The following is a 17042-nucleotide window of genomic DNA, read 5'->3' as shown; positions in this document are numbered from 1 at the left end:
ATGCGACGGCCCGGTCCATCCCCAATTCGTCAGGGCTGCTGTACCGAACCGGTCACCTTGCCCTTGTTCCGCAACCATTCCTCGATCTCTTCCAAACTCCTGCCCTTGGTCTCCGGCACCAGCTTGACCGCAAACAGCCAGCCCAGGGCACAGACGACGGCGTAGAGCCAGAACACCGGGGACCGGCCAAGACTCTGAAACAGGGACAGGAACGTCAGCGACACGATGAAGTTCATCCCCCAGTTGCACAGCAACGTGGTGCTCATGGCGGAGCCACGGATGCTCAGCGGGTAGAGCTCGGAGGGCAGCACGAACACCACCACACCGACACTGGTGGCGAACGCGGCAATGTAGATCGCAACACAGGCGATCGCAACCCAACCGGCAAAGGCCGGCAGCGGATCGGGCATCAGAACAAGGCCCAGTATGACCAAGCTCACTGCCATCACGGCAAAGCCGACCATGAGCAGCTTCCGGCGCCCCACCCGATCCACCAGGGACATGCCGACCAGGGTCATCACCACGTTCACGGCACCAACACCGGCAGTTGCGAGGATGGCCGCCGACGGCCCCAGGCCGGTGGCGTTGAAAATGGACGGCGCATAATAGATGACCGTGTTGACGCCGCTGGCCTGGCCGATGACGGAGACGCCGATGCCTGCGATCAGCGCCGGACGGACCCAAGGCTTGGCCAGGTCGCGCAGCGTGGACTTGCGTGGTTCGTTCTCTTTCGTCTTCCGGATTTCGGCCAGTTCAATACTGCCCGCCCGATCTCCGCGGAGCCGGCGCAACACCGCCGCAGCCTCCTCGAACCTGCCCTTTTCCACCAGCCAACGCGGTGTTTCGGGCAGGAACAGCATCCCGATGCCCAGCGCAGCCGAGGGGATCAACGCCAGTCCGAACATCCAGCGCCAGCCACCTTCATAGGCGAACGCGGCGTTGGTCAGATAGGCCACCAAGATGCCGATGGTGATCATGAGCTGGTTGAAGGAGACTAGCTTGCCGCGGATTTCCGGCGGCGCCGCCTCGGCTATAAACAAAGGGACCAGCACCGAGGCAGCGCCTACGGCAACGCCGAGGACGACCCGGGCAAGGATCAGCGTCTCGACATTCGGAGCGACGGTGGCCACAAGGGCACCAATGGCGAAAACCGCGGCCGCCCCGGTGATGGAGTACCGGCGGCCGAACCGGTCTGCCAGCGGGCCGCAGCCCATCGCTCCAACCATGGCACCGATCAGCAGCGAACTGACGACAATACCCTCGGACAGGGCATCAAGTTCGAACTCGTCTCCGATGAACAGCAGCGCTCCGGAAATGACCCCGGTGTCGTAGCCGAACAGCAAGCCGCCGATCGCCGTGACGATGGCGATCGTGTACACCAGCCTGCGGGAGCCTTCCTTGCCGGGTGGCGTTTTTGAAGGTTTTGCTTGGTTCACTGAGGGCTCCGCTCACGCTGATAATTTCCCGGTCCACCCCCAAATGAACCGTTTTGCGTGACTACTTTACGCCCGAACACCCCGTGAACCATAACGACCGTCATGGTGCGGTTGCCTCCCCCGCGGCTAGGCCTCCAGGACCACCGGAATGATCATCGGGCGGCGACGCAGCTTGCGGTTGACCCATGTGCCAATGACGCGACGCACCACCTGTTGCAGCTGGTGGGTGGTGTGCTCGGTGCTCGCCATGACTGCCTCTTCAAGGGCCGCGGCGATCTTGGGCTTGATGTCATCGAAGACCGAATCGTCCTCGGCAACACCGCGTGCGTGGATGTCCGGGCCGGAAACGATCTTCCCGGTGGCACGGTTCACGACGGTGATGATGGAGATGAACCCCTCGTCGCCAAGCGTGCGGCGGTCCTTCAGGTCGGCGTCGGTGATCTCGCCCACGCTTTGCCCGTCGACGTAGACGAAGCCGCACTCAACCTGGCCCACAATCTTCGCCACGCCGTCTTTCAAATCGATGACGGAACCGTCGTCGGTCAACAGCACGTTCTCGGCTGGCACGCCGGAGGAGATGGCAATGTTGGCGTTGGCGATGAGGTGGCGGGTTTCCCCGTGGACGGGCATGACGTTTTTGGGCGTCAGGATATTGTAGCAGTACAACAGCTCGCCGGCCGCGGCGTGGCCGGAAACGTGCACTTTGGCAGTGCCCTTGTGGATGACGTCGGCACCGAGCTTCAGCAGGCCGTTGATGATGCGGAACACGGCGTTCTCATTGCCCGGGATGAGCGAGGACGCCAGGATGACGGTGTCTCCCTTGCCCACTGTGATCTTGTGGTCGCCGTTGGCCATGCGGGACAGTGCCGCCATGGGCTCGCCCTGTGAACCGGTGGACATCAGCACCACCTGGTTGTCCGGCAGGTTGCCCACGTTCTTCATGTCCACGAGCACCTCGGCCGGGACGTGCAGGTAGCCCAGCTTTTCCGCGATGCCCATGTTGCGGACCATGGAACGGCCCACGAAGGCGACCTTGCGGCGGTGCAGCACCGCGGCGTTGAGCACCTGTTGGACGCGGTGCACGTGGGAGGAGAAGCTGGCCACGATGATGCGTTTGTCAGCCTTGCCAAACAACGCTTCCAGAGTGGGTCCAATTTCAGCTTCGCTGGTGGTGAAGCCGGGCACGTCGGCATTGGTGGAGTCAACCAGGAACAAGTCCACGCCTTCCTCCCCGAGACGGGCAAAGTGGCGCAGGTCGGTGATCCGGCCATCCAGCGGCAGCTGGTCCATTTTGAAGTCGCCCGTGTGCAGCACGGAGCCGCCCTCGGTGCGCAGGAACACGGCCATGGCGTCCGGAATGGAATGGTTGACGGCAATAAATTCGCACTGGAACGGGCCCAGCTGTTCAACCTGGCCCTCCTTGACGGTCAGCGTCCAGGGCTTGATGCGGTGCTCCATGAGCTTCGCTTCAATGAACGCCAGCGTCAGTTGCGAGCCGATCAGCGGAATGTCGTTGCGCAGGCGCAGCAGGTACGGGACCGCGCCAATATGGTCCTCGTGCCCGTGCGTGAGCACCACGCCCACCACGTCCTCGAGCCGGTCCTTGATGTAGGAGAAGTCGGGCAGAATCACGTCAACGCCCGGCTGGTCCTCTTCCGGGAACAGCACCCCGCAGTCGACAATGAGCAGCTTGCCGTCCATTTCAAAGACGGTCATGTTGCGGCCAATCTCGCCAATGCCGCCCAGCGGGACAATCCGCAGCGTGCCCTTGGCCAGGCTGGGCGGAATTCGCAGCCCCGGCTCAGTCATTTGGGTCATGCCTAAACTTCCATTCCGGCTTCTGCAAGGTCAGCTTTGATCAAGGCGATCTCGGCCTCGCCCGGTTCCACCAAGGGAAGCCGGACCACCGAGTTGGGCAGGAATCCCTGCCACTTGAGAATTTGCTTGACACCCACGGCGCCCTGCACATGGCCCATCACGGCCCGGATGACGGGGTCCAGTGCAAAGTGGATCCGGCGGGCCGTGACGAAGTCCCCGGCTGCCGCGGCGTCAATGAGGGCACGGAAAGCGGGTGCAGCAATGTGTGCACTGACACTGACAAGTCCGACGGCGCCGGCAGCCATCAGCGGCAGCGTCAGTCCGTCGTCGCCCGAGTAAACATCGAGATCGGTGTTGGCCAGCACACGGCTGGTTTCGGTGAAGTCGGCCTTGGCGTCCTTCAAGGCAATAATGCGACGGTGGTCGGCCAGGCGAATGATGGTTTCGGTGCTGATGGCAATGCCGCTGCGCCCGGGGATGTCATAAATCATCACGGGCAGTTCGGTGGAGTTGGCAATCGCCTCGAAGTGGGCCTGGATGCCGGCTTGGCTGGGCTTGTTGTAGTACGGGGCGACCAGCAGCAGCCCGTCGATGTCAAGCTTGGCTGCGCGCTGGGACAGGTTGATGGAGTGGCGGGTGTCATTGGTTCCGGTGCCGGCAATGACCCGGGCGCGGTGGCCCACGGCGTCGATCACGGCTTGAAACATGCCAAGGTTTTCTTCATCCGTCAGGGTGGATGTTTCCCCGGTGGTGCCTGTGACAAGAATGCCGTCGCAACCGTCGTCGACAAGTTTGTTGGCAAGCTCGCCGGCAGCCTTGTAATCCACTTCCCCGTCGACGGTGAAGGGGGTGGCCATGGCGGGCACCAAAGTTCCAAAGGGACGCAGGGCGGTTTTAGAGACAGACATGGGTAAAACGTTACCTGCTGGATGCTGATTTTGTTCAAAGCAGTCCACGAGTCGCAGTCCAGGCTTTGCGTGGGCATGCCGACTCTTCCGCCATGACTGGTGCCGCACTTGGGGCTAGAGACCGCGCAGGAAGGGCAGCCATTCATCCAGCACGGGTTGGGCCGGGACAAGGCTGGAACCGTGGGTGCGGCCGGGCAGTGCCGCCACGCGGGCTCGGGGCATGAGGGCGGCGGCGCGGCGGGAATCCTCCAACCGGGCGGTGTCCGCCGTGCCGGCCATGAGCAGCGCGGGCACCTCGATGGCGGCCAGCACGTCCTCGGGGATGGCCGGTTCGGCCTCGGTGTGGGCAAAATAGGCCCGCAGCGCCTGGCCGTCGTTGGCCAAAAAGGCTGCCCGTGTCTGACCGTCGAGGCTGGTGCCCATGTGCGCCTCCCAGCCCGCGACAAAGGCGGCCATGCCTCCGGAGCCGAGAGCGGCGTCGTACTCGGGGAAGAAGAGCTCGCCCACGCTGCCGGGCTGAATCCTGTACGTCCCGCCAAAAGTGGCCAGGGACAGCAACCGCTCGGGGGCGGCCGCGGCCAACGAAAAGCCCAGCCGCCCGCCCACGGAGTAGCCGCCAAAGTGGGCCTGCGCGGCGCCGGCGTCATCCAGCACGGCCAGGGCGTCGGCCACCAGTGTGTCCATGGCGTAGGCCCCGGCGGTGTGCGGCTTGGAGCTGCGACCGTGCCCGCGCAGGTCCATGGCGATGACCCGGTAATCCTCCCGCAACGCCTTGGTGTAGCCAAATCCGCGCCAAATCGCCTTGCTCAGGGCACTGCCGTGCACCAGCAGAATGGGCGGCCCCTCCCCCACCGCGTCATAGGAAAGCTCGGCGCCGTCGGCCGGGTTGTGTGCGAGAGCCACGCTCAGGCTTCGCGAAACAGGGCGATGGCGTCCCGCATGGACTGGCGGGCGCGCTTGCGGTCGCCGGCGGCGTCGTAGGCACACGACAGCCTGAACCAGGAGCGCCAGTCCTTGGGCGCCGTTTCGGCCTCGACCTTGTACTTTTCAAATTCCGCGTCGGCGGCTTCGCGGACAATCCGGCCGCCGGGGGTGCGCGGCAGATTGTCTTCGGGCAGCCCGCCTTCGGTTTCCAGCAGCTTGGCCATGCGTTCAGTGGTGGCGCCAAAGCGGACTTCGCTGATGAGCGCCCACGCCGCCACGAACGGGATGACCAGGAAGGCTAAGCCAATCAGCTTGGCGATCCACTCCGGGGCGGCCAGCAGCAGCACGGCCCGCTGCATCATGATGACCAGATAAAACACGAGCAGGAGGGCGATCAGCGCCACCCAGATCTTCGTTTTGGACAGCGTCACTTTGGCCACGGCCCTAGCCTTCCAAGTCCAGGTAGCCGTCCAGGCCCACGGTCAGACCGGGGCGAGTGCCGGCGGTGCGCACCCCGAGGAGAACCCCGGGCATGAAGGACTCGTGGTTGAAGGAGTCGTGGCGGATGGTCAGCGCCTCCCCGTGGCTGCCGAAGAGCACTTCTTGGTGGGCCGTGAGCCCGGCCAGCCGCACGCTGTGGACCGGGATGCCGTCCACCGAAGCGCCGCGGGCGCCGTCGAGCTCGGTGGTGGTGGCATCCGGGGCCGCTGGCACACCGGCAGCCAGGCGGGCCGACGCCACGAGCTGGGCTGTGCGCAGTGCCGTACCGGAGGGGGCGTCGACCTTGCGCGGGTGGTGCAATTCAATGATTTCCACCGAGTCGAAATACCTGGCGGCCTGGGTGGCGAAGCGGGTGGCAAGCACCGATCCCAAGGCAAAGTTGGGCGCGATGAGGACGCCGGTTTCGGGGTGTTGCGCCAATAGTTCCTCGAGTGCGGCCAAGCGTGCGGCGTCCCAGCCCGTGGTGCCCACCACTGCATGAATGCCGTGGGTGACGGCAAAACGGACGTTGGCTTCGGTGGAGTCCGGCACTGTCAGGTCAACAATGACCTGGGTGCCGCAGTCACGCAGCGTCTCCAAGGGGTCCCTGCGGCCCAGGGCTGCCACCAATTCCAGATCCGGTGCCGCATCAATGGCCGCCACGGCAGCCGTTCCCATTCGTCCCTTGGCGCCGAGCACGGCGACCTTCAGCATTTCAGTCATGCGTTTAAGCCTACTGGGTTTCCCCGGCGCCTTCGTTCGGGATGGTTCCGGCACCCACCCATTCGACGCTGCCGTCGCTGAAGAACTGTTCCTTCCAAATCGGCACCTCGGCCTTGATCCGTTCCACGAGGTTCGAGCACAGCTCAAAGGCTTCGGCCCTGTGCGAGGACGCGACAGCACAGACCAGCGCCGGTTCACCAATTTCCAGCGGCCCCACCCGGTGTGCCACCCAAACACGCACGGGGTGGCCGTCGGGGTCAGCGGTGCCGCCGGCGAGGGAGGACACAATGTCGTTGAGCACGCCGGTGGCGAGTGGATGCGCACTGTAGCTCAACCGCGTGACGTCCTTGCCGCCGTCGTGGTTGCGGACCACGCCGCTGAAGCTGACCACGGCGCCGGCGGCGTCCGATTCCACGGCGGCGATGGCCGCGTCGACGGAGATGGCCTCGGTACTCAAGGCGGCGTAAACCACGTCAACATTAATGCCCATGGTGTCCGCCTACCTGATCGCAAAGATGCTTGATGATGGGGTCCAGCACGGCCAGCCCGTCCATGACGCCCGACGGCGAGCCGGGCAGGTTGATGACGAACGTGCTCCCGACCAGGCCCGCATGTCCCCGGCTCAGTGCGGCCATCGGCGTTTTGGCCAGACCGGCGGCCCGGACGGCTTCCATGATGCCGGGGATCTGGCGTTCAAGCAGCGGCAGGGTCATTTCCGGGGTTTGGTCCGTGGGGCTCAGGCCCGTGCCGCCGCTGGTAATGACGACGGCGGGGTGTTGGGTGAGCACTGCCCGCAGCGCCGCACCGACCGGGGCGCCGTCGGGGACCACCACCGGTGCCATGGTCTCGAAGCCGTGCTCCTTCAGCCAATCGACGATGACCGGTCCCGTTTTGTCTTCATAGACGCCCAGGGCTGCGCGAGTCGAGGCGATGACGACGGCGGCCGTGCCCAAGGCTGCTCCGGGTTCGCAGGCGCTCATGCCAGGGGCCCTTCGGTGGGTGCTTCCCGGCCGTGCGTCGGGTCCTGTTCCGCCTCTGGGGCAAGGGTCTCTGGGGCAAGTCTCCAGTCGCCGCTTTTGCCGCCGCTCTTGGCCAGCACGTGGATGTCGGAGATCACGGCGTGTTTGTCCACGGCCTTGATCATGTCGTACACGTTGAGGGCTGCCACTGAAACAGCTGTCAGGGCTTCCATTTCCACACCCGTCGGGCCGCGGGTTTTCACGGTGGCAAACACCCTGACGGTGGTTTCGCCCAGTTCAAAGTCAACCGTCGCCTTGGAGATGGGCAAGGGATGGCACAGCGGGATGAGGTCAGGGGTCTTCTTGGCTCCCATGATGCCGGCAATGCGTGCCACGGCCAGGGCGTCGCCTTTGGGCAGTCCGCCGGCGCCGAGCAGCTTCATCACTGCTGCGGTGGTGCCCACGGTGCCAGTGGCGGTGGCTTCGCGGCTGGTTTCCGGCTTGGCCGAGACGTCAACCATGGCGGCGGTTCCGTCTTGCCGCACATGGGTCAGGGAAGGTGTTTGTTCGCTAGTCACAACAGCCATACTTCCACCTTTGCTCCGGCCTGCAATTCAGTAACACCTGCCGGGACGTTGATGAGGGCATTGGCCTTGGCCAGGGCGCCGAGCAAATGCGAGGACTGCCCACCGACCTCCCGCACGGAGGGCGCCGATTCAAAGGCGGGTCCTGAGTAGATGCCACGCCGGACCTGGTGCTTGCCTGCCGGGGAAGTCATGGGGTGCTCCAGCACGGCGACCACCCGCTGACGCGGTGCCGGGGTGCCCAACAGCGTGGAAAGGGCCGGGCGCAGGAACATTTCAAGCGAGACAAAAGCGCTGACGGGATTTCCCGGGAAGGCCAGGAACGGCACCCCGCGAAAGGTTCCCAAGCCCTGCGGACCGCCCGGTTGCAGTGCCACGGAGCAAAATGCCATGTCGGATTGGGGCCCAGCGTTGGCAAGCGCCAGTTTCACCACTTCAAAGGCCCCGGCGCTGATGCCACCCACTGAGATGATCAACTGGCAACCGGGCTGCGCCGCGTCGTCCGGGCCCCCACCAACACCGCCCACGTTTTCCTCCAAGAGGCGCAGCAGTGCGGCGGGATCGTCGTTGACAACATCGGCCTGAATCACCTCCAGGCCCGACTCGGCCAAGGCCGCGCGCAGCAATGCCGCATTGGCATCAAAGATCATGCCCGGCGGCAAGCCGTTGGCGGCCAGCGGATCGCCGGGGGCCAGCACCTCGTCTCCGGTTGTCAACAGCAGCACACGCACCTTGCGCGCGACCGTCAGCTGCGTGCAACCAAGAGCTGCTGCAAGTCCCAAATGCGCCGCGTTGAGCAGGGTTCCGGCGGCAATGACCGTCTCACCCAGCTGCACGTCGCTTCCCTGCTCCCTGACAAAGGTGCCCGCCAGGGTGGCCGGCAGTTCAACTGTCTCGCCCGCGGCTGCAAAGGTGTCCGGCAAGGCCTTTTCGATGGGGACCACTGTGTTGGCTCCGCGCGGCAGCATGGCACCCGTCATGATGGGCGCCGCCGACCCCTCGGCCAGCCGTTCAGGAACGGATCCGGCAGCGATGGTCTCCACCACCGCATAACTGGTTGATTGATTCGAATCAACACTTTTAGGTTGCAGCGCGTCCATGTGGATGGCATAACCATCCATTTGCGAATTGGCAAAGGGCGGCAGGTCGATGGGAGCCACCAGGTCGGTGGCCAACACCCGTCCCCGGGCTTCCAAGAGCGGGACCGGCGAGCCAACGTCTCTTCCGCCGTTCCCAGGCAGGACTTTCCAGGCACCGCCCAACAAGTCCGCGACGGCCTTTTGGTGATCGGCAACGGTTCTCCGCATGGATTCCTTCCGTAGGGGGCCGGGCGGCGACCCTTTTCCCCCATCCTAGGCGAGGGCGCCATGGCGGGCGGAACGGGCGGATTATTTGCTACCATGAAAATTTCTGGACGAGCGAAAGGCACCATGAAAATCCCCTCGAGCATGAGTTGGCTTCTGGATGAAGCAATCCTTGTGGGCATCCCGCTGATGACGATGGTGGTTGCCGCGCTCCTCTATCCCGCCTATTTGGCGCTGCGAGGCGACTGGCGGTCCTGGACGGTGGCACCTCCCACCAACAACCTGCAGTGGCGCAGGCCAACCACCTATTTTCCATTTTCGCTGTTGTTCGCGGGGCTGGCGGTCCTCACCGCAATGCCTTCACTCGTGTTTGAGGCGTTGCACTGGGAGAGCGCTCGAACGTTCGTCTGGGCTGTGCCGTTTTGGATCCCCATGGCGCTGCTGATGCTCTCGATCGTGTGGTGGCCGCCGTTCCTTGGCCCGCCGTGGTACCGCCGGTGGCGGGCAGCGGGCGGCACCCGTGACGTCCTGCCATGGACCGCCGCCGAGATCGCAGCCGCGGCGGCCCTCCCGGAGAGTCGGCGCAAAGCACGAATCCTGCGCAACATCGAAGCTTCAAAGGCTTTCGTCCAGCACGCCTTGGGATAGGTTTGCGGTCCTTCGTGGCAGCCGCGTCGATCAGTCTGCCTCTTTCCACTCCGATGCGGGATGAATGCATGGGGCTGGCCACGCCGTCGAGTTTGCCTCGCGGCGCCCCACGAACGCAGATATGGCGTAGCGTTGAAGTATGGACACTGAATCTGTTTCGCTGGGCATGCCAGAGGTGCGCCCCGACTTGTCCGCCCCCGACCTCTCGGTCTCCGGAGCGCCTCGCACCGGAGGTGCGGAGACGGGGCTGCTGGACCAGTTCGGCCGGGTCGCAACCGACATGCGGCTCTCACTGACCGACAAGTGCAATCTACGCTGCACATATTGCATGCCCGAAGCCGGGCTGGAATGGCTGAAGAAGGACAAGGTGCTCACCGCTGCCGAAATTGTCCGGCTCGTGGGCCTCGGAGTTAAGCGGTTGGGCGTACGCGAACTGCGATTGACCGGCGGCGAGCCCCTGGTGCGGGCCGACCTCGTGGACATCATCGCCGGGCTGCGCACGAACCACCCCGAGCTACCCATTTCTTTGACCACCAACGGTGTGGGGTTGGCCAAGAAGGCGCAGGCACTGGCCGACGCCGGACTGACGCGGCTGAACGTGTCCATGGACACCCTCCACCACGACGCGTTCCTACAGCTGACACGCCGGCCTTTCCTTGACCAGGTGCTGGCCGGGATTGAGGCTGCCGCCGCCGCAGGCTTGGCGCCCATCAAGATCAATGCCGTGCTGCTGCGCGGCGTCAACGACCACCATGCGGCCGAGCTGCTGCAATGGTCGCTTGACCGCGGATATGAACTGCGTTTCATCGAGCAAATGCCGCTGGACGCCGACCACGGTTGGACGCGTGAAGGCATGATCACCGCCGCTGAAATCCGCGATTTGCTCGCCGGCAGCTTTGACCTGTCCGACGATCCCCGTGCCCGCGACGGCGCCCCGGCCGAACGCTTCGAGGTCAGGCTGCACGGGAACGCCAAGCTGTTGGGCACGGTGGGCATCATCGCCTCCGTCACGGAGCCGTTTTGCGCCGACTGCCGCCGCACCCGGATCACGGCCGAAGGCAAGGTGATGAGCTGCTTGTTTTCCCGCACGGAGGTCGACTTGCTGGCGCTGCTCCGTGCCGGTGATGCTCCGAGCGACGACGATGCCGTCATCGATCGATGGCAGGACGCCATGTGGGCCAAGCCCCGCGCCCATGGCATGGGCCACCCCGGACTGGGTGACGCAGACTTTGTCCAGCCGGACCGCAGCATGAGTGCCATCGGAGGATGAGCATGAACGTACGTTTCTTTGCCGCAGCCGCAGCGGCCACAGGTGTTGAAGAGCAACGTGTTGACGTGGGCGCCTTGGCCGAAGCGGAACCGTTCACCCTTGCGGGGCTGTCGGAGCTGCTCGTGGAGTCCTTCCCCGTCTCGGCATCCGGGCATACTCCCCCGCTGGCGGAAATTCTCCCGCGATGCAGCTTCCTCGTCAACGAGGTCTCTACGCGGAACCTGACCCATCAGCTCAGTCCGGGCGACGTCGTGGACGTGCTGCCGCCGTTCGCCGGCGGTTAAAGGGAAGCCTCCGCACAACACCTGCGCACCATGGGACTCGAACGGTGCGCCACCGTAGCAGTGGCGCACGGTTAGGTTTCAACCGTGCGCAGAAGTACACACCGGCCTCGCACCACCACCCCGAGACTCAGTCTCAGCAGACTCGGCCAACGGGGCTCAACACAACACCTGCGCACCATGGGACTCGAACGGTGCGCCACCGTAGCAGTGGCGCACCGTTAGGTTTCAACCGTGAGCAGAATTACACACCGGCCTCGCACCACCAACTCCGCGGGGACCGGCCCCGCCCGGCATTGCTACAGGCCGAAGGTTTCGGTTTCGTCGAAGGGACCCACCACGGTGATGGTGCGCGGGGAAGCCGCCAGTTCCCGGGCCAGCTCCTGCACTTCGGCAGCCGTGACCTTGCGGATCCGATCAAGGGATTCATCAAGGTCCAGGAACTCGCCCGTGACAAGCTCCGAGCGGCCCAAGCGGGACATGCGCGAGCCGCTGTCCTCAAGGCCCATCACGATCCCACCGGAAAGTTGCCCGACAGCCTTGGTCAATTCAGTGGCGCTGATGCCGGTTTCAGCCAGTTTCTCCAGCTCGTCATTCAGCAAGCCGATAACCTGGCCAACCTTGGCAGGGGCACATCCTGCATACATGCCAAAATAGCCCGTGTCGGCATAGGCCGAAGCGAAGGAATAGGTGGAATACACCAAGCCGCGCTTCTCCCGGATTTCCTGGAACAGGCGCGAGGACATGCCGCCGCCCAGAATGGAGTTCAACACACTCATGGCGTAGCGGCGGGTGTCGGTGGCACGCAGCGAAGGGCAGCCCAGGATGATGTTGGCCTGCTCCACCTGCCTGTTGATGACCTGCAAGCCGGCGGTCCCAGCCACGGCAGCAAAGTCGCTGGAGCGTCGCTGTACAGGTGCGACCCCTTCGTCAAGAGACCAACCCGCAGTGCCCAGCGCTTCGAAGACGTGGGCGCAGACAGCGTCGTGGTCCAAGCCTCCAGCTGCGGTGATCACAAGCGTTTCGGGGCGGTAGTGCTTTTGGTAGTGCTCCCACACCGACTCGCGGTCCACCGCATTGATGGCGTCGGGTGTGCCGCCGATGGGGCGGCCCAAGGCGTGCCGGCCGAGCACGGCAGCCACAAAATATTCGTGCGCAACATCAGTGGGGTCGTCGCCGTCCATGGCGATTTCCTCCAGGATGACGTCGCGTTCCTGCTCCAGCTCGGCCGGATCAATCACGGCGGAGGTGACCATGTCGGCGATGACGTCGATGGCCATGGGCAGGTCGGTGTCAAGAACCCGTGCGTAATAGCACGTGCTTTCCTTGGCCGTTGCGGCGTTGGACTCCCCGCCCACCTCGTCAAAGGCGGACGCGATTTCCAGCGCCGTGCGGCGTTTGGTGCCCTTGAACAACAAGTGTTCAAGGAAATGGGTCGAGCCGTGTTGGCCCTCGGATTCATCCCGAGAGCCAACACCAACCCAAAACCCTATTGTCGCGCTGCGCTGCCCGGGCATGGCCTCGGTCAGGACCCGCACGCCTCCAGGGAGGATCGAGCGGCGCACCACGGCGCCGCCCGCCGTGCCGGAGACGAGTGAGGATGCTTCGGAAGCCAGGCCGTCGGCAGTGCTGAGCAGCGGCAAAAGGGTTATCGCCATGAGTTATTCAGCAGCGCCTTCGGAAACAGCCTCGGCAGCTTCCTGGTCCTCGGCAACCACCGGGGAGAGGGAGAGCTTGCCGCGGTCGTCGATCTTGGTGATTTCCACCTGGATCTTCTGGCCGACGGCGACCACGTCATCAACGTTGTCCACGCGCTTGCCACCGGAGAGCTTGCGCAGCTCTGAGATATGCAGCAGGCCATCCTTGCCCGGTGTGAGCGAGATGAAGGCGCCGAAGGTGGTCGTCTTCACGACGGTACCCAGGTAGCGCTCGCCAATTTCGGGAACCTGTGGGTTCGCGATGGCGTTGATCGCTGAACGTGCGGCATCCGCTGAGGGACCGTTCGTTGCACCGATGTAGACCGTGCCGTCATCTTCAATGGAGATGTCCGCGCCGGTGTCTTCCTGGATCTGGTTGATCATCTTGCCCTTCGGCCCAATGACCTCGCCGATCTTGTCAACGGGGATCTTGACCGCGATGACGCGGGGCGCGAACTCGGAGAGCTCGTCCGGTACGTCGATGGCGCTGGTCAGGACGCTGAGGATGTGCAAGCGGGCTTCACGAGCCTGCTTCAGGGCAGCGGCCAGAACCGACGCCGGGATGCCATCAAGCTTGGTGTCCAGCTGGATGGCCGTGACGAACTCTGCAGTGCCGGCAACCTTGAAGTCCATGTCGCCGAAAGCATCTTCGGCGCCGAGGATGTCCGTCAGGGCAGCGTAGCGGGTCTGACCGTCAACCTGGTCGGAGACCAAGCCCATGGCGATGCCTGCAACGGGAGCCTTCAACGGGACACCGGCGTTGAGCAGCGACAGGGTCGATGCGCATACCGAGCCCATGGACGTTGAGCCGTTGGAGCTCAGCGCCTCGGACACCTGGCGGATGGCGTAAGGGAACTCTTCACGGCTGGGCAGCACGGGCATGATGGCCCGTTCCGCCAAGGCACCATGGCCGATTTCGCGGCGCTTGGGCGAGCCCACGCGGCCGGTTTCACCGGTGGAGTACGGCGGGAAGTTGTAGTTGTGCATGTAACGCTTGCGCGTTACCGGGCTCAACGAGTCGATCTGCTGTTCCATCTTGAGCATGTTCAGCGTGGTGACACCCATGATCTGGGTCTCGCCGCGCTCGAAGATTGCCGAGCCGTGCACGCGAGGCAGAACTTCAACTTCGGCGGTGAGCTGGCGGATGTCCGTCAGTCCACGGCCGTCGATGCGGACCTGCTCGGTGAGGATGCGCTGGCGGATGACGTGCTTGGTTACGGCGCGGAAGGCTGCGGAGAGTTCCTTCTCGCGACCTTCGAAGCTGCCGGCCAAGGCCTTGACAGTCTCATCCTTCAAAGCGTCGGAGGCGTTCTCGCGCTCCTGCTTGTCGGCGATGGCGAATACGGCGGCCAGCTTGGTGGCGGCCGCCTTCTCGACAGCGGCGTAGGTGTCATCTTCGAAGTCCAGGAAGACGGGGAAGTCAGCGGTGGGCTTGGCAGCGCGGGCAGCCAGGTCCGCCTGTGCATCGCACAGGGCCTTGATGAACGGCTTGGCAGCTTCGAGGCCCTCTGAAACGACTTCTTCGGTGGGGGCCGCGTGGCCCTGTTCCTTGATGAGCTTCCAGGAGTTGTCCGTTGCTTCGGCTTCCACCATCATGATGGCGACGTCGTCGCCAGTCACCTTGCCGGCCACCACCATGTTGAACACGGCGTTTTCCAGCTCGGAGTGCTTCGGGAAAGCCACCCACTGGGGGCCCTGTCCATCATCGATCAAGGCGACGCGAACGCCACCGATGGGACCGTTGAAGGGCAAGCCGGAAAGCTGGGTGGACATCGAGGAGGCGTTGATGGCCACCACGTCGTACAGCACGTCCGGGTTGATCGCCAGAACCGTGACAACAATTTGCACTTCGTTGCGCAAACCCTTGACAAAGGCTGGGCGCAACGGACGGTCCATCAGGCGGCAGGCCAGGATGGCTTCGGTCGAGGGGCGGCCTTCGCGGCGGAAGAAGCTGCCCGGGATGCGGCCGGCGGCATACATGCGCTCTTCCACATCAACTGTCAGCGGGAAGAAGTCAAAACCTTCACGCGGGTGCTTGCCGGCCGTGGTGGCGGAGAGCAAAACGGTGTCTTCGTCGATGTACACCGTTGCTGCGCCGGCTGCCTGCTGGGCAAGGCGGCCGGTCTCAAAGCGGACCACGCGCTTGCCGTAGCGGCCGTTGTCAATGACGGCTTCTGAATACTGAATCTCGGGACCCTCCATATGAGAGTCACCTCCATTTCTTGGTAGATGTGCTTCTTTTGAGCCCCTGCCCAAGAGCCCGGCGCTTATTCTTCCCAGAGTCACCACCGGATAATGCTGTGGCTCCCTGTACAACACCCGGTCTTCGATCGAGGCCCACGGGCGCACAACACTTCTTAGTGTCTGCTCCCGGAAGCCACTACCGAGGACCGCGAATGCGTGAATGCTTGCGTTTTTGCCCTTGGTACTGCAGAGGTGCGTGCCGCGAGCCTTGGCGCCCGGCACATGTTTTCACGGCGCAGGATTCCTGCACGGTGAAGATCCTGCACTGTGAAAGGCGGCCTTCCTGTTGCCGGGGACGCAAGGTCCCTGACAGGAGGAAGACCGCCTTTGTTCACAGACTAGCGGCGCAGGCCGAGGCGCTCGATGAGCGTACGGTAGCGGGCGATGTCGGTGTCCTTGAGGTACCCAAGCAGACGACGACGGCGACCAACCAGGCCCATGAGGCCGCGGCGGGTGTGGTGGTCGTGCTTGTGCATCTTCAGGTGCTCGGTCAGGTCAGTGATGCGACGCGTGAGCATTGCAACCTGAACCTCGGGCGAACCGGTGTCGCCTTCGCTGGTTGCGAAAGCCTGCATGATTTCTTGCTTTACAGCGGCTTCTAATGCCACAAGTAACTCCTTGAATGTACCGCGAACATGGTTTCCGCGCCCTGCACAGTTGCCTGGCCAAGCACGGAAGAATCCAGCCACCACGGACTGCAGCCGGATTCCACCTTTCAGTTTAGTCCAGAAAGGCCGGATCTGTCGAAGCAGGAGGGTGAGATGCGCCTCATCGGCCGCGACTCGCGATTTGGAAGCGGCTTCAGCCCAGAAGGGCGCGGGCGTCGTCGACGTCGTGGTGCATTTGCTCGATGAGCGCTTCCGGGCCCGTGTAGGCGACCATGCCGCGCAAACGCCGCACAAATTCCACGCTGACGTGCTGGCCGTAGAGGTTGAAGGCTTCCACGGGCTCCTCCGGCCGGTTGATGACGTATGCCTCCACTTGGCGGCTGACGCCCACAAACGTGGGGTTGGAGCCCACCGAGATGGCTGCCGGCCAGCGGTGCCCGTGCGTGTCGGTCAGCCACCCGGCATACACGCCGTCGGCCGGGATGATCCCGCACGCGTCGGGCGAGAGGTTCGCGGTGGGAAATCCAAGTTCGCGTCCCCGGGCCGCACCGTGCACCACTTCCCCGCTCATGGTGTGCGCGCGTCCCAGCACCTGTGCGGCCGTGTGCACCTCGCCCTTGTGCAATGCTTCGCGCACCCAGGTGGAGGACCAGCGTCGGTCATGGCCTTCGTCATTGACCACGACGACGTCGAACCCCAGGTCCGCGCCAAGCCCCACCATGGTGCCAAGATCCCCCGTGTTCCCCCGGCCAAAGCGAACATCGTGGCCCACCACGACAGCTGAGGCGCCCAGGGCGTTGACGAAAACGCTCTTGACGAACTCTTCCGGGGTTTGCTGGGCAAATTCCAAGGTGTAGGGCAGGACCAGGACGCCATCCAGGCCCAGGGCCGCCATGGCGGCCAGCTTGTCCACCAGGCCCATGATCTGCTCGGGGGCCGATTCCGGCCGGTGCACGACGGCCGGATGCGGGTCAAAAGTCAGCGCCACGGAAAAGGCATTGCGTGCGGCAGCCTCGGCACGCACCTGGGCCAGCACTTCCTGGTGCCCGCGGTGCAAGCCGTCGAAGTTGCCCAAGGTGACCACGGAGGGCCCAAAGTCCCGGGGAACTTCATCCAGCGAGTTCCAAATCTGCACTACTGTTCCTTTTCACTGATTGC

17 protein-coding genes are annotated in these 17042 nt (G+C 64.1%); 3 read left to right on the top strand and 14 right to left on the bottom strand.

Annotated elements, in window-relative coordinates; genetic code table 11:
- Positions 1-29: 29 nt before the first annotated feature.
- The 10 genes from QMG25_RS10710 to QMG25_RS10665 all read right to left on the bottom strand — a co-directional run bounded on the left by QMG25_RS10710 (position 30) and on the right by QMG25_RS10665 (position 9139).
- Positions 30-1436: a sugar porter family MFS transporter gene (locus QMG25_RS10710; RefSeq protein WP_283460043.1), complete on the bottom strand. Its 1407-nt coding sequence runs from the start codon at positions 1434-1436 to the stop codon at positions 30-32.
- Positions 1437-1562: 126 nt separating this feature from the next.
- Entirely contained in the window at positions 1563-3254 is a 1692-nt protein-coding gene (locus tag QMG25_RS10705; protein ID WP_283460040.1) for a ribonuclease J, read from the bottom strand.
- A gap of 2 nt (positions 3255-3256) precedes the next feature.
- Entirely contained in the window at positions 3257-4162 is a 906-nt protein-coding gene (dapA, locus tag QMG25_RS10700) for a 4-hydroxy-tetrahydrodipicolinate synthase (protein ID WP_283460037.1), read from the bottom strand.
- Between the two features lie 114 nt (positions 4163-4276).
- The gene (locus tag QMG25_RS10695) at positions 4277-5065 is read right to left on the bottom strand and encodes an alpha/beta fold hydrolase (protein ID WP_283460035.1); all 789 of its coding nucleotides are present in this window, start codon (positions 5063-5065) and stop codon (positions 4277-4279) included.
- Positions 5066-5067: 2 nt separating this feature from the next.
- Positions 5068-5448: a hypothetical protein gene (locus QMG25_RS10690; RefSeq protein WP_283460168.1), complete on the bottom strand. Its 381-nt coding sequence runs from the start codon at positions 5446-5448 to the stop codon at positions 5068-5070.
- An 82-nt stretch (positions 5449-5530) separates the two neighbouring features.
- Positions 5531-6289, bottom strand: a complete 759-nt coding sequence (gene dapB, locus QMG25_RS10685; protein ID WP_283460033.1) for a 4-hydroxy-tetrahydrodipicolinate reductase — start codon at positions 6287-6289, stop codon at positions 5531-5533.
- 10 nt (positions 6290-6299) lie between these two features.
- On the bottom strand, positions 6300-6779 hold the full coding sequence (locus QMG25_RS10680) for a molybdenum cofactor biosynthesis protein MoaE (protein WP_283460030.1): 480 nt from the start codon (positions 6777-6779) through the stop codon (positions 6300-6302).
- Positions 6769-7269 carry a MogA/MoaB family molybdenum cofactor biosynthesis protein gene (locus QMG25_RS10675; RefSeq protein WP_283460028.1) on the bottom strand — a complete coding sequence of 167 codons (501 nt, stop codon included), beginning with the start codon at positions 7267-7269 and terminating at the stop codon, positions 6769-6771. Before QMG25_RS10675 ends, QMG25_RS10680 begins: the two co-directional genes overlap by 11 nt.
- A complete protein-coding gene (moaC, locus tag QMG25_RS10670; RefSeq protein ID WP_283460026.1) occupies positions 7266-7835 on the bottom strand; it encodes a cyclic pyranopterin monophosphate synthase MoaC in 570 nt (189 codons plus the stop codon). The genes QMG25_RS10675 and moaC overlap by 4 nt, the downstream gene beginning before the upstream one ends.
- The gene (locus QMG25_RS10665) at positions 7823-9139 is read right to left on the bottom strand and encodes a molybdopterin molybdotransferase MoeA (protein WP_283460024.1); all 1317 of its coding nucleotides are present in this window, start codon (positions 9137-9139) and stop codon (positions 7823-7825) included. The genes moaC and QMG25_RS10665 overlap by 13 nt, the downstream gene beginning before the upstream one ends.
- A gap of 123 nt (positions 9140-9262) precedes the next feature.
- Here QMG25_RS10665 and QMG25_RS10660 point away from each other — a divergent pair, with 123 nt between their 5' ends.
- The 3 genes from QMG25_RS10660 (at position 9263) to QMG25_RS10650 (ending at position 11338) form a co-directional block, all read left to right on the top strand.
- The gene (locus tag QMG25_RS10660) at positions 9263-9784 is read left to right on the top strand and encodes a hypothetical protein (protein WP_283460022.1); all 522 of its coding nucleotides are present in this window, start codon (positions 9263-9265) and stop codon (positions 9782-9784) included.
- Positions 9785-9950: 166 nt separating this feature from the next.
- On the top strand, positions 9951-11054 hold the full coding sequence (gene moaA, locus QMG25_RS10655; RefSeq protein ID WP_502866386.1) for a GTP 3',8-cyclase MoaA: 1104 nt from the start codon (positions 9951-9953) through the stop codon (positions 11052-11054).
- Positions 11051-11338, top strand: a complete 288-nt coding sequence (locus QMG25_RS10650) for a MoaD/ThiS family protein (protein ID WP_349307126.1) — start codon at positions 11051-11053, stop codon at positions 11336-11338. Before moaA ends, QMG25_RS10650 begins: the two co-directional genes overlap by 4 nt.
- A 296-nt stretch (positions 11339-11634) precedes the next feature.
- Here QMG25_RS10650 and QMG25_RS10645 read toward each other — a convergent pair whose 3' ends face one another.
- From QMG25_RS10645 to QMG25_RS10630, 4 genes are all read right to left on the bottom strand, one after another.
- The gene (locus tag QMG25_RS10645; RefSeq protein WP_283460018.1) at positions 11635-12993 is read right to left on the bottom strand and encodes a M16 family metallopeptidase; all 1359 of its coding nucleotides are present in this window, start codon (positions 12991-12993) and stop codon (positions 11635-11637) included.
- A 3-nt stretch (positions 12994-12996) separates the two neighbouring features.
- The gene (locus QMG25_RS10640; RefSeq protein ID WP_283460017.1) at positions 12997-15234 is read right to left on the bottom strand and encodes a polyribonucleotide nucleotidyltransferase; all 2238 of its coding nucleotides are present in this window, start codon (positions 15232-15234) and stop codon (positions 12997-12999) included.
- A gap of 380 nt (positions 15235-15614) precedes the next feature.
- Entirely contained in the window at positions 15615-15884 is a 270-nt protein-coding gene (gene rpsO / locus QMG25_RS10635; RefSeq protein WP_283460015.1) for a 30S ribosomal protein S15, read from the bottom strand.
- A gap of 193 nt (positions 15885-16077) precedes the next feature.
- Entirely contained in the window at positions 16078-17019 is a 942-nt protein-coding gene (locus tag QMG25_RS10630) for a bifunctional riboflavin kinase/FAD synthetase (protein WP_283460013.1), read from the bottom strand.
- Positions 17020-17042: the final 23 nt, after the last annotated feature.

The sequence above is a fragment of the Arthrobacter sp. H35-D1 genome (assembly GCF_030063185.1).
In the GTDB taxonomy this organism is placed as follows: domain Bacteria; phylum Actinomycetota; class Actinomycetes; order Actinomycetales; family Micrococcaceae; genus Specibacter.
Note: the sequence above shows the minus strand (reverse complement) of the source record. Positions and strands in the feature narration are given on the sequence as shown.

Coding starts and splice junctions, on each gene's coding strand:
- moaA (WP_502866386.1), top strand. CDS start 9,951: ATGCCAGAGGTGCGCCCCGACTTGTCCGCCCCCGACCTCTCGGTCTCC.
- dapA (WP_283460037.1), bottom strand. CDS start 4,162: ATGTCTGTCTCTAAAACCGCCCTGCGTCCCTTTGGAACTTTGGTGCCC.
- moaC (WP_283460026.1), bottom strand. CDS start 7,835: ATGGCTGTTGTGACTAGCGAACAAACACCTTCCCTGACCCATGTGCGG.
- QMG25_RS10660 (WP_283460022.1), top strand. CDS start 9,263: ATGAAAATCCCCTCGAGCATGAGTTGGCTTCTGGATGAAGCAATCCTT.
- QMG25_RS10690 (WP_283460168.1), bottom strand. CDS start 5,448: ATGATGCAGCGGGCCGTGCTGCTGCTGGCCGCCCCGGAGTGGATCGCC.
- QMG25_RS10675 (WP_283460028.1), bottom strand. CDS start 7,269: ATGAGCGCCTGCGAACCCGGAGCAGCCTTGGGCACGGCCGCCGTCGTC.
- QMG25_RS10705 (WP_283460040.1), bottom strand. CDS start 3,254: ATGACCCAAATGACTGAGCCGGGGCTGCGAATTCCGCCCAGCCTGGCC.
- QMG25_RS10665 (WP_283460024.1), bottom strand. CDS start 9,139: ATGCGGAGAACCGTTGCCGATCACCAAAAGGCCGTCGCGGACTTGTTG.
- QMG25_RS10650 (WP_349307126.1), top strand. CDS start 11,051: ATGAGCATGAACGTACGTTTCTTTGCCGCAGCCGCAGCGGCCACAGGT.
- QMG25_RS10645 (WP_283460018.1), bottom strand. CDS start 12,993: ATGGCGATAACCCTTTTGCCGCTGCTCAGCACTGCCGACGGCCTGGCT.
- QMG25_RS10640 (WP_283460017.1), bottom strand. CDS start 15,234: ATGGAGGGTCCCGAGATTCAGTATTCAGAAGCCGTCATTGACAACGGC.
- QMG25_RS10680 (WP_283460030.1), bottom strand. CDS start 6,779: ATGGGCATTAATGTTGACGTGGTTTACGCCGCCTTGAGTACCGAGGCC.
- dapB (WP_283460033.1), bottom strand. CDS start 6,289: ATGACTGAAATGCTGAAGGTCGCCGTGCTCGGCGCCAAGGGACGAATG.